Here is an 11,617-nt window from a genome sequence, read left to right as displayed (position 1 = left end):
ATATTTAATATTATGATTAGACTTGTAGCCAAAATGTAACTGGTCCATCATTTATCAAAGAAACCTGCATGTCAGCTGCAAATTGTCCTGTTTGTGTATTAATTTGCTTTTTACATTGCTCAACAAAAAATTGATATAGTTTATTGGCTTCAACTGGTTTTGCACCTTTAGTAAAACTTGGGCGCATACCCTTTTGTGTATCGGCTGCTAGTGTAAATTGAGAAACAACTAATAGTTCACCATTAGTTTGGCTAACATTTAAATTCATTTTGCCTTCATTATCACTAAATATTCGATACCCTAGTACTTTTTCACATAAGCGTATAGCTTTTTGCTCATTATCTTCTTGTTCAACACTTAATAATACTAGTAATCCATGATTAATCTGTCCAATAACTTGATTATTAACAGTAACACTAGCTTGTTTAACACGTTGGATTAAGGCGATCATAAAATAATTACCCTGGTAATGATTGATTTTCAACTGCGAGCTTATTGCGATTAAAGTCCGTTAAAGTTGCAGCAAACTCAGCTCCAAACAAAACAATGCACCAAGAAAAATAGATCCAAACTAACATAATGGGAATTGATGATACAACTCCATAAATAAGTTGATAAGTTGGGAAAGAAGTTATATACAGCGCAAATGCTCGTTTTCCTAGTTCAAATAATATTGCTGCGACAACGGCTCCAACTATGGACTCTTTAAAAGGTACTGACTCAGTAGGAATAATACTATAAAGCAACCAGAAACCAACTACTGATATAATAAATGGTAAAGAATTGAATAGAAAGTTACCTGTTGTCGCAGTAGAAAGCCATTTTAGTGAAAACACATAAGAACTTATTGCAACACTTGAACCAGCCAAAATAGGGCCTAAAGTTAATATGGTCCAATACATCGTTAGATTGTACATGAATGATCGCTTACGCTTGGTTTTCCATATGTGATTAAGCGCAGTATTAATTGAATTAATTAATAGAAGCGATGTAACAATTAAACCGATTACACCCATAAAGGTCATTTTTTTAGTATTGCCAATAAATTGTTCTAAATAATTCTCGATAGTGTCACTAGCGGTCGGAACTAAATTGTTATAAATTATTTTTTTTAATGAAAGACTGACTTCGTCAAACATAGGGAAAGCAGAGAGTAGAGAAAATATAACAGTAATAAGTGGCACTAAAGCAAGGATTGTTGTATAAGCTAACCCAGCAGAAGATGTTGTTAAACGGTCTTGATTTATACGCGACCATAACATTTTAGTAAATAGCTGTATATTTTTGAATGATTTCATATTTTTATTTTTAGTTAGAAATAATACAATCATTAATCCCATTATTTTTTAATGAGTTTAATGCCTTATCTGCCTCATTTTTATTAGTATATTGCCCTGCTGTGACTCTATATAATTGACCCGAAGATATACTACCACTGATGCCAATCATTGCAATTCTTGCTTTAAGGGCTTCGGCGTTAGCTTTATCTTTGAATGCTCCACATTTCAATATCCATTTATTTGAAGTACCAACATTTTGTGTAGTTATAGATGAAGTAGTTTCTTGTTTGGTCACACTATTATTTTTAGTCGGCGGCGTGACAGGACGTGAATTATTGACAAAGCTATCTAAAATTTGTTGCCGTTCACTTGCTCTTGAACCATAACTAGCATTTGGAGTTTCAAGTTCTTTAAGATAGGTCCAACGTTCTTGAGGTCTTTCTGGTAATGTTATTGCCGGAGGTTGGGTTTTTACTTTCGGGGGTTTAACTGGTTGAGTTGGTTTGTTATTCGCAACGTAATAGAGAATAGTAGAAAATAGAATAATAATAATAATAGCCAAAAATATCATTAAATTAGGCTTATTTCGTGAATTATTTTTTTTTGATCGGCTCTTTTTTCTTACATAATCACGCTGAACCACAATATACTCTCTTATTAATATCGAATAACGGATTAGTATACAAATAAAAAAAGTGGCTTACACCACTTTTTATTATTCTTTCTAACTATAATAGTTAATAGATAACGGCATTAAGCCAATGCTTTAATCTGCTTAATTAAATTCGCTTTATGACGTGCAGCTTTGTTTTTGTGGATTAAGCCACGAGCCGCTTGACGATCAACAACTGCCTGCATGTCTTTGAATGCCACTTCAGCTGTTTGTTTATCACCAGCTGCAACAGCTGCGTAAACTTTTTTAATATAAGTACGCATCATTGAACGGTTACTAGCATTATGTTTACGGCGTTTTTCGGATTGAACCGCACGTTTCTTAGCTGATTTGATATTAGCCAAAGTCAACTCCCAAGTTTAGATAAAAATTACATATTAATAAGGCGGCAAAATATGCCTGATTTTCTGTCTATTGTCAATGCTGTTGTATAAAAATTTTTACCTTGATAACAAATTTTTTATTTCTATCAAATGTTCAGTATGTGAGCAATAATGGTTGTAACCTAAAAGAAAATTTTATGTTAGAATAGTCATAATTTTATTATATTGATATTTATAAGAGGAAGTCACATGTCTATTATTAGAATGCAAGATCTTGATCTAAAAGGAAAACGTTTATTTATTCGTTCAGATCTTAATGTGCCAGTTAAAAATGGTAAAGTAACTTCTGATGCGCGAATTAAAGCATCATTACCGACTATTGAAGAAGCGATCAAGAAAGGTGCTAAAGTAATGGTTACTTCTCATATTGGTCGTCCAACGGAAGGGGAATATAACCCTGAATTTTCATTACAACCCGTTGTTGATTACTTGAAAGAACATGTATCTTTTCCTGTTCGTTTAGTAAAAGATTACCTTGATGGTGTTGATGTTAAAGAGGGTGAATTAGTTGTTCTTGAAAATGTTCGTTTCAATGTCGGTGAAGGTAAAGATGATGAAACTTTATCTAAAAAATATGCTGCACTTTGCGACATCTATGTAATGGATGCGTTTGGTACTGCTCACCGTGCGCAAGCTTCAACTCATGGTGCAGGTAAATTTGCTCCTGTTGCTTGTGCAGGTCCATTATTAGCTGCTGAATTAGATGCATTAGGTAAAGCGCTTGATAATCCAGCAAGACCAATGGTTGCTATTGTCGCGGGTTCTAAAGTATCAACTAAATTAACTGTTCTTGATTCACTTTCTAAAATTGCTGATCAAATAATTGTTGGTGGTGGTATTGCTAATACTTTCATCGCAGCAGAAGGTTATAATGTTGGTAAATCACTTTACGAAGCTGATTTAATTCCTGAAGCTAAAAAATTAATGGCTAACTGTGAAATTCCTGTACCTACTGATGTTCGCGTTGCCACTGAATTCAGTGAAACAGCTACAGCAACTGAAAAATCAGTAAAAGATGTTAAAGAAAATGAACAAATTCTTGATTTAGGTGATAAATCAGCAGAAGTATTAGCGAATATTATCAAGAATGCAAAAACTATACTGTGGAATGGTCCTGTAGGTGTATTTGAATTCCCTAATTTTCGTCGTGGTACTGAAATTGTTGCTAAAGCAATTGCTGATAGCCAAGGTTTTTCAATTGCCGGTGGTGGTGATACATTAGCTGCAATTGATTTATTCGGTATTGAAGATAAAATCTCTTATATTTCAACTGGTGGTGGTGCTTTCCTAGAATTTGTTGAAGGTAAAAAACTTCCAGCTGTTGCAATGTTAGAAGAAAGAGCAAAAGCATAATATTATAGTTTAAAAGTAAGGATGAGCTAATTACTCATCCTTACTACTTTTTATATTAATAAATTTATAGGTAATAAAATGGTTACAAAAATTTCTGATGTCGTTAAACCTGGCGTAGTAACTGGTGATGATGTTCAAAAAGTGTTCCAAATTGCACGTGAAAATAATTTTGCCCTACCAGCGGTAAACTGTGTTGATACAAATACAATTAATGCAGTTATTGAAACCGCAGCTAAAGTAGGTTCTCCTGTTATTGTTCAATTTTCTAATGGCGGTGCACAATTTATTGCAGGTAAAGGTTTAAAACTTGAAGGTCAAGAGTGTGCTGTGTTAGGGGCTGTATCTGGCGCTAAACATGTTCATCTTATGGCAGAAAAATATGGCGTACCAGTTATTGTTCATACTGACCATTGTGCGAAAAAATTATTGCCTTGGGTTGATGGATTACTTGATGCTGGCGAAACTCATTTTGCTAAAACAGGTAAACCGTTGTTTTCTTCTCATATGATTGATCTTTCAGAAGAAACGTTAAAAGATAACATTGATATTTGTTGTCAATATCTTGCTCGTATGTCGGCAATGAAAATGACATTGGAATTAGAATTAGGTTGTACTGGTGGTGAAGAAGATGGTGTTGATAATAGCCACATGGATAGTTCAGCACTTTATACACAACCAGAAGATGTTGCTTATGCTTATGAACGTTTGAGCGCGATTAGTCCTCGTTTCACTATTGCTGCATCATTTGGTAATGTGCATGGTGTTTATAAACCAGGTAACGTTAAGTTGACGCCAAAAATTCTAGATAACTCACAAAAATATGTATCAGAAAAATTTAATTTACCTGAAAAATCATTGAACTTCGTGTTCCATGGTGGTTCTGGCTCTACACCAGAAGAAATTGCAGAAGCAGTAAGCTATGGTGTTATCAAAATGAATATTGATACTGATACACAATGGGCTAACTGGGCTGGCGTTTTAGATTATTACAAAGCAAATGAAGCTTATTTACAAGGACAATTAGGTAATCCTGAAGGTCCTGATGCACCAAATAAAAAATATTACGATCCTCGTGTATGGTTACGTAAAGGTCAAGATTCTTTAGTTGCACGTTTAGAACTCGCATTTAAAGAACTTAACGCAATTAACGTTCTATAATTTGATGGCAAAAAAAGCAGAACTTATTGTTCTGCTTTTCATTTATCCTGTTTTAAATAAATCTTGCTTTTTATCTAAAGTTGTAGGATAATTTTGCCCTCATTTAACTTAGGGGAGCTGTCTATTTATTAATAACTATTATTAATAGAGGCGTTTGCACCCGAGAAAAGGAAAATCAAAAATGGCAAAAAAAGTACAAGCTTACATCAAGTTGCAAGTTGCAGCTGGTGCAGCGAATCCTAGTCCGCCAGTTGGTCCTGCTCTAGGTCAACATGGTGTTAACATTATGGAATTCTGTAAAGCATTTAATGCAAAAACAGAAAGCATGGAAAAAGGTTTACCTATTCCTGTTGTTATTACAGTATATTCTGACCGTTCATTTACATTTGTAACTAAAACTCCTCCTGCTGCGGTTTTATTAAAGAAAGCTGCTAAAATCAAGTCTGGTTCTGGCGAACCTAACAAGAAAAAAGTAGGTAAAATTACAAGTGCTCAGATTCGCGAAATTGCTGAATTAAAAGCTGCAGATATGAATGGTGCTACCATTGAAACAATGATGCGTTCTATTGAAGGAACAGCTCGTTCAATGGGCTTGGAAGTGGAGGGTTAATCAATGGCTAAATTATCTAAGAAAGCTAAACTTATCCGCGAAAAAGTAAATGCGACTAAACAATATGAAATTAATGAAGCTATTGCTTTATTAAAAGAATTCGCAACTGCTAAATTTACAGAAAGTGTTGATGTTGCTGTTAATTTAGGTATTGATTCACGTAAATCAGATCAAAATGTGCGTGGTGCAATTGTACTTCCACATGGTACTGGTCGTAGTGTTCGCGTTGCTGTATTTACTCAAGGTGCAAATGCAGAAGCAGCTAAAGAAGCTGGCGCAGAACTAGTTGGTATGGATGATCTAGCTGATCAAATCAAAAAAGGCGAAATGGATTTTGATGTTGTTATTGCATCACCAGACGCTATGCGTGTTGTTGGTCAATTAGGTCAAATTTTAGGACCACGTGGTTTAATGCCAAATCCTAAAGTTGGTACTGTAACGCCTAATGTTGCAGAAGCAGTTAAAAATGCTAAAGCTGGTCAGATCCGTTACCGTAATGATAAAAATGGTATTATCCATACTACTATCGGTAAAGCTGATTTTGATGCAGCGAAACTTAAAGAGAATTTAGAAGCATTACTTGTTGCGTTAAAACGTGCAAAACCAGCCTCTTCTAAAGGTGTATTTGTGAAGAAAGTTAGCCTTTCTACCACAATGGGTGCTGGTGTTGCTATTGATCAAGCAACATTAAATGCAACTGTTTAATTATACTTTTATTGATTAAACAATAAGAATCGGTTGGTGTCTGGCCTTAACCAGACCCCGTCCAAGACCGTAGGTGTAGTTGAAGTTTAACTACTTAATTTTCCTACGTAGACGGTGACAGAACCTGATAGATATAATAGAGGGATTCTGCTCATCGTGGTTATGCTAGCTACATGTGTAGCTAGTTAAAATCAGTCTAGGCTTTGCCTAGTTTAATCCAGGAGCAATACCAATGGCACTAAATCTTCAAAATAAACAAGAAATTGTTGCTGAAGTTAATGAAATCGCCAAAGGTGCGCTTTCTGCAGTTGTTGCTGATTCTCGTGGCGTAACTGTAGAAAAAATGACTGCATTACGTAAGTCTGCTCGTGAAGCTGGTGTTTATATGCGTGTTGTTCGTAATACGCTATTACGCCGTGTTGTTGAGGGAACTCAATACGAGTGTTTAAAAGATACGTTTGTTGGTCCAACTCTAATTGCATTTTCAAATGAGCACCCAGGTGCTGCAGCGCGTATTTTTAAAGCGTTTGCTAAAGAAAATGATAAATTTGAGATTAAAGCCGCAGCCTTTGAAGGTGAGTTGATTACTGCAGCGAATATTGATCGCTTAGCAACATTACCTACTTATGAAGAAGCATTAGCACGCTTGATGTCAACCATGAAAGAAGCCGCAGCTGGCAAATTGGTTCGTACTCTTGCAGCAGTTCGCGATCAAAAAGAAGCTGCTTAATTGGCAGTATGATTGTGAACTTTATTAATTAATAAAAATTGTAAATTTGGGAAACTATATTATGTCTATCACTAAAGAACAAATTTTAGATGCAGTTGCCGAAATGTCTGTAATGGACGTTGTTGAACTTGTATCAATGATGGAAGAAAAATTTGGCGTTTCTGCAGCAGCAGCTGTAGCAGTTGCTGCAGCTGGTCCAGCTGAAGCAGCAGAAGAAAAAACTGAATTTGATGTAATCTTAAAAGAAGTTGGTGCGAACAAAGTAGCTGTTATCAAAGCAGTTCGTGGTGCAACAGGTTTAGGCTTGAAAGAAGCTAAAGATCTTGTTGAATCAGCTCCAGCAACAGTTAAAGAAGGCGTTAGCAAAGCTGATGCAGATGAACTTAAAAAGGCACTTGAAGAATCTGGTGCAGTTGTCGAACTTAAATAAGTTTATCGATAGCAACCTAAATGGCTGGGGGTTTTTTACCTCCAGCCTTTTTGCGCTGTAAAAAGTCAAAGAATTTTATTTGAAGATTATCAATAAAAAGTAATAAAGAAATAGTATATTTACTAAGCCTAATCAATTGATATTTAAAGATATTTTCGATGAGGTGTCAGGCGTTATTATTTGAAGGTAGTACCCCCTGATGAATATTTAATCATGCTAAAATAGCAGATAAGCAAGTTGAGGAACTAATGGTTTACTCTTATACCGAGAAAAAACGAATTCGTAAGAATTTTGGTAAGCGTCCACAAGTCTTGGATATACCGTATCTTCTTTCTATTCAACTTGATTCGTTCCAGAAATTTATTGAACAAGATCCAGAAGGTCAATATGGCTTAGAAGCCGCATTTCGTTCAATATTTCCGATAAAAAGTTATAGTGGTAATGCTGAGTTACAATACGTGAGCTTTAAAATGGGCGAACCTGTGTTTGATGTTAAAGAATGTCAAATTAGGGGGATCACTTACTCAGCACCGTTGCGCGTTAAATTACGTTTAGTTATTTATGATAAAGATGCGCCAGAAGGAACAGTAAAAGATATTAAAGAGCAAGACGTCTACATGGGCGAAATTCCTTTAATGACGGACAATGGTACGTTTGTGATCAACGGTACTGAACGTGTAATCGTATCACAATTACATCGTAGTCCAGGTGTGTTCTTTGATAGTGATAAAGGTAAAACACACTCTTCTGGTAAAGTTTTATATAATGCTCGGATTATTCCTTATCGTGGCTCTTGGCTTGATTTTGAATTTGATCCAAAAGATAATCTTTTTGCCCGTATTGACCGTCGTCGTAAACTTCCAGCAACAATTATTTTACGTGCCTTAGGTTATGAAACAGAAGAAATTTTAGATATTTTCTTCGAGAAAACTATTTTTGAAGTGGGCAAATCCAAACTGAAAATGGATCTTGTTCCAGAACGTTTACGTGGCGAAACAGCTCTTTTTGATATCGAATCAAAAGGCAAAGTTTATGCTGAAAAAGGTCGTCGTATTACCGCTCGCCACATCCGTGAATTAGATAAAGATAACGTCACTAAAATTGATGTACCTGTTGAATATATAGTTAATAAAGTGTTAGCTAAAAATTATGTCAATGAAGCGACAGGCGAAGTTATTGCTTTTGCAAATACACCAATTTCATTAGAGCTACTGCTTGAATTAACTAATGCTGGCCATAGAAAGATCGAAACATTATTTACTAATGATCTTGATCATGGACCATTTATTTCTGAAACCTTAAATGTTGATTCAACTCGTGATCGATTAGGTGCATTAGTTGAAATTTATCGTATGATGCGTCCTGGTGAACCACCAACAAAAGAGGCGGCAGAAGCGTTATTTGATAATTTATTCTTCTCTGACGAGCGTTATGATTTATCTGCAGTTGGTCGAATGAAATTTAATCGTTCTTTAGGTCGTGAAGATATCGAAGGCGAAAGCGTCTTAACAAAAGATGATATCGTTGACGTAATGAAGAAATTAATCGGCATTCGTAATGGTCATGGTGAAGTTGATGATATCGACCATTTAGGTAATCGTCGTATTCGTAGCGTTGGTGAAATGGCAGAAAACCAATTCCGTATTGGTTTAGTTCGTGTAGAGCGAGCTGTTAAAGAACGTTTATCTTTAGGTGATTTAGATTCACTGATGCCACAAGATATGATCAATGCTAAACCGATTTCAGCTGCAATCCGTGAGTTCTTTGGTTCTAGCCAATTATCTCAGTTTATGGATCAAAACAATCCATTATCTGAAATTACTCACAAACGTCGTATTTCAGCATTAGGTCCTGGTGGTTTAACTCGTGAACGAGCAGGATTTGAAGTGCGTGACGTACATCCTACTCATTATGGTCGTGTATGTCCGATTGAGACACCTGAAGGTCCGAACATTGGTTTGATTAACTCATTAGCAGTTTATTCTCGTACTAATGAGTATGGTTTCTTAGAAACGCCATATCGTCGAGTTATCGATGGTATTGTAACTGATGAAATTAATTATTTATCAGCGATTGATGAAAGCGAATTTGTTATTGCTCAGGCTAACTCAAACCTTGATGAAGACGGACGCTTTAAAGAAGACTTAGTTACTTGCCGTTTAAATGGTGAGTCAGGTTTATATAGTCCTGAACAAGTTCACTATATGGACGTATCAACTCAGCAAATCGTATCGGTTGGTGCTTCATTAATTCCATTCTTAGAGCATGATGATGCGAACCGTGCCCTAATGGGTGCGAACATGCAACGTCAAGCAGTACCGACATTAAAAGCGGAAAAACCATTTGTTGGAACTGGTATGGAAAGGGCTGTAGCAGTTGACTCAGGTGTAACTGCAGTAGCTCGTCGTGGTGGTACTGTTCAATATGTTGATGCATCACGCATTGTAATTAACGTTAATGATGATGAAATGTACGCTGGTGAAACAGGTATTGATATTTATAACTTAACTAAATATACCCGTTCTAACCAAAATACTTGTATCAATCAAATTCCATGTGTGAAATTAGGTGAAAAAGTTGAACGAGGCGATGTTCTTGCTGACGGTCCATCAACTGATTTAGGTGAATTAGCATTAGGTCAAAACATGCGCGTGGCTTTCATGCCATGGAATGGTTATAACTTTGAGGATTCAATTTTAGTTTCTGAAAAAGTTGTACAAGATGACCGTTTTACTTCGATTCATATTCAAGAACTATCTTGTATCTCACGAGATACTAAACTAGGTGCTGAAGAAATCACTGCCGACATTCCAAATGTAGGTGAAGCTGCACTTTCTAAACTTGATGAATCAGGTATTGTTTATATCGGTGCTGAAGTTAAAGGCGGTGATATTCTGGTTGGTAAAGTGACACCAAAAGGTGAAACTCAATTAACCCCAGAAGAAAAACTACTGCGTGCGATTTTTGGTGAGAAAGCGTCTGATGTTAAAGATACTTCTTTACGTGTGCCAAATGGTGTTTCTGGTACAGTAATTGATGTTCAAGTCTTTACACGTGATGGTGTACAAAAAGATAAACGTGCACTTGAAATTGAAGACATGCAATTAAAACAAGCACGTAAAGATTTAACTGAAGAACTTAACATTTTAGAAGCTGCTTTGTTTGCTCGTATTCGTGATGTGTTAATTGCTGGTGGAATTAAAGCTGACAAATTGGATGCTTTACCACGTGAAAAATGGTTAACAATCGGTATTGCGAACGAAGATAAACAAGCTCAATTAGAGCAACTTGCAGAACAGCACGAAGAAATTAAAGCTGAATTTAACAAAAAACTTGAAGCTAAACGCATGAAGATCACCCAAGGCGATGATTTACAACCTGGTGTGTTAAAAATTGTTAAAGTTTATTTAGCTGTTAAACGTCAAATCCAGCCTGGGGATAAAATGGCTGGTCGTCATGGTAACAAAGGGGTTATCTCTAAAATTAACCCAATTGAAGATATGCCATATGATAACAAAGGCCGTCCGGTTGATATCGTATTAAACCCACTGGGGGTTCCATCACGTATGAATATCGGGCAGATTCTAGAAACTCACTTAGGTATGGCGGCTAAAGGTATTGGTCAGAAGATTGATACTATGCTGAAAGAACAGCAAGAATTAGCTAAATTACGCGAATTTATCCAAAAAGCGTATGACCTTGGTTTAGGTGCAGCGCAAAAAGTTAATGTTGCTGAATTTACTGATCAAGAAGTCATGACTCTGGCACAGAATTTACGTAATGGTATGCCACTTGCTACACCTGTATTTGATGGTGCTAAAGAGCAAGAAATTAAGGCATTACTTGAACTTGGTGATCTACCAACTTCTGGACAAATTACGTTGTATGATGGTCGTACAGGTGAACAATTTGAACGTCCTGTAACTGTTGGTTACATGTATATGCTCAAATTGAACCACTTGGTTGATGACAAAATGCATGCTCGTTCTACAGGTTCATACAGTCTGGTTACTCAGCAACCATTGGGTGGTAAAGCTCAATTCGGTGGTCAGCGTTTCGGTGAGATGGAAGTATGGGCACTTGAGGCATATGGTGCTGCTTATACCTTACAAGAAATGTTAACTGTTAAGTCAGATGACGTGAACGGTCGTACTAAGATGTACAAAAATATTGTAGATGGTGATCATCGTATGGAACCTGCGATACCAGAATCATTTAATGTATTGTTAAAAGAGATTCGTTCGTTAGGTATTAATATAGAGTTAGACGAAGAGTAATCTTCTCTAGTTCAAATG

Annotated in this window: 11 protein-coding genes; 7 read left to right on the top strand and 4 right to left on the bottom strand. The window is 36.1% G+C overall.

What is annotated here, in order from left to right; genetic code table 11:
- Positions 1 to 16: 16 nt before the first annotated feature.
- From dtd to rpsT, 4 genes are all read right to left on the bottom strand, one after another.
- The gene (dtd, locus tag A9G17_RS05720; protein WP_065737881.1) at positions 17 to 451 is read right to left on the bottom strand and encodes a D-aminoacyl-tRNA deacylase; all 435 of its coding nucleotides are present in this window, start codon (positions 449 to 451) and stop codon (positions 17 to 19) included.
- Positions 452 to 458: 7 nt separating this feature from the next.
- Entirely contained in the window at positions 459 to 1,298 is an 840-nt protein-coding gene (locus A9G17_RS05715; RefSeq protein WP_065739101.1) for a virulence factor BrkB family protein, read from the bottom strand.
- Between the two features lie 10 nt (positions 1,299 to 1,308).
- A complete protein-coding gene (locus A9G17_RS05710) occupies positions 1,309 to 1,923 on the bottom strand; it encodes an SPOR domain-containing protein (RefSeq protein WP_065737880.1) in 615 nt (204 codons plus the stop codon).
- 110 nt (positions 1,924 to 2,033) lie between these two features.
- Positions 2,034 to 2,297, bottom strand: a complete 264-nt coding sequence (rpsT, locus tag A9G17_RS05705) for a 30S ribosomal protein S20 (RefSeq protein WP_025316521.1) — start codon at positions 2,295 to 2,297, stop codon at positions 2,034 to 2,036.
- A 228-nt stretch (positions 2,298 to 2,525) separates the two neighbouring features.
- Between rpsT and pgk the strand changes: the two genes are divergently transcribed.
- The 7 genes from pgk (at position 2,526) to rpoB (ending at position 11,599) form a co-directional block, all read left to right on the top strand.
- Positions 2,526 to 3,689 (top strand): phosphoglycerate kinase, encoded by a 1,164-nt coding sequence (gene pgk / locus A9G17_RS05700; protein ID WP_025316520.1) that lies wholly within the window; start codon positions 2,526 to 2,528, stop codon positions 3,687 to 3,689.
- A gap of 78 nt (positions 3,690 to 3,767) precedes the next feature.
- A complete protein-coding gene (fbaA, locus tag A9G17_RS05695) occupies positions 3,768 to 4,847 on the top strand; it encodes a class II fructose-bisphosphate aldolase (protein ID WP_039127407.1) in 1,080 nt (359 codons plus the stop codon).
- A gap of 181 nt (positions 4,848 to 5,028) precedes the next feature.
- Positions 5,029 to 5,457 carry a 50S ribosomal protein L11 gene (gene rplK, locus A9G17_RS05690; protein ID WP_025316518.1) on the top strand — a complete coding sequence of 143 codons (429 nt, stop codon included), beginning with the start codon at positions 5,029 to 5,031 and terminating at the stop codon, positions 5,455 to 5,457.
- 3 nt (positions 5,458 to 5,460) lie between these two features.
- Positions 5,461 to 6,162: a 50S ribosomal protein L1 gene (gene rplA, locus A9G17_RS05685; protein ID WP_039127414.1), complete on the top strand. Its 702-nt coding sequence runs from the start codon at positions 5,461 to 5,463 to the stop codon at positions 6,160 to 6,162.
- Positions 6,163 to 6,394: 232 nt separating this feature from the next.
- A complete protein-coding gene (rplJ, locus tag A9G17_RS05680; RefSeq protein ID WP_025316516.1) occupies positions 6,395 to 6,892 on the top strand; it encodes a 50S ribosomal protein L10 in 498 nt (165 codons plus the stop codon).
- 61 nt (positions 6,893 to 6,953) lie between these two features.
- Positions 6,954 to 7,322, top strand: a complete 369-nt coding sequence (rplL, locus tag A9G17_RS05675) for a 50S ribosomal protein L7/L12 (protein ID WP_025316515.1) — start codon at positions 6,954 to 6,956, stop codon at positions 7,320 to 7,322.
- A 248-nt stretch (positions 7,323 to 7,570) separates the two neighbouring features.
- Positions 7,571 to 11,599 (top strand): DNA-directed RNA polymerase subunit beta, encoded by a 4,029-nt coding sequence (rpoB, locus tag A9G17_RS05670; protein ID WP_065737879.1) that lies wholly within the window; start codon positions 7,571 to 7,573, stop codon positions 11,597 to 11,599.
- Positions 11,600 to 11,617 lie beyond the last annotated feature (18 nt).

Source organism: Gilliamella sp. wkB7 (assembly GCF_001693435.1).
Classification (GTDB): domain Bacteria; phylum Pseudomonadota; class Gammaproteobacteria; order Enterobacterales; family Orbaceae; genus Gilliamella; species Gilliamella apicola_N.
The sequence above is the reverse complement of the archived record's forward strand: the minus strand, read 5'-3'. Positions and strand labels throughout refer to the sequence as shown.

Excerpts from the sequence above, each read along its gene's own strand:
- dtd (WP_065737881.1), bottom strand. The coding sequence starts at position 451 with ATGATCGCCTTAATCCAACGTGTTAAACAAGCTAGTGTTACTGTTAAT.
- A9G17_RS05715 (WP_065739101.1), bottom strand. The coding sequence starts at position 1,298 with ATGAAATCATTCAAAAATATACAGCTATTTACTAAAATGTTATGGTCG.
- pgk (WP_025316520.1), top strand. The coding sequence starts at position 2,526 with ATGTCTATTATTAGAATGCAAGATCTTGATCTAAAAGGAAAACGTTTA.
- fbaA (WP_039127407.1), top strand. The coding sequence starts at position 3,768 with ATGGTTACAAAAATTTCTGATGTCGTTAAACCTGGCGTAGTAACTGGT.
- rplK (WP_025316518.1), top strand. The coding sequence starts at position 5,029 with ATGGCAAAAAAAGTACAAGCTTACATCAAGTTGCAAGTTGCAGCTGGT.
- rplA (WP_039127414.1), top strand. The coding sequence starts at position 5,461 with ATGGCTAAATTATCTAAGAAAGCTAAACTTATCCGCGAAAAAGTAAAT.
- rplJ (WP_025316516.1), top strand. The coding sequence starts at position 6,395 with ATGGCACTAAATCTTCAAAATAAACAAGAAATTGTTGCTGAAGTTAAT.
- rplL (WP_025316515.1), top strand. The coding sequence starts at position 6,954 with ATGTCTATCACTAAAGAACAAATTTTAGATGCAGTTGCCGAAATGTCT.
- rpoB (WP_065737879.1), top strand. The coding sequence starts at position 7,571 with ATGGTTTACTCTTATACCGAGAAAAAACGAATTCGTAAGAATTTTGGT.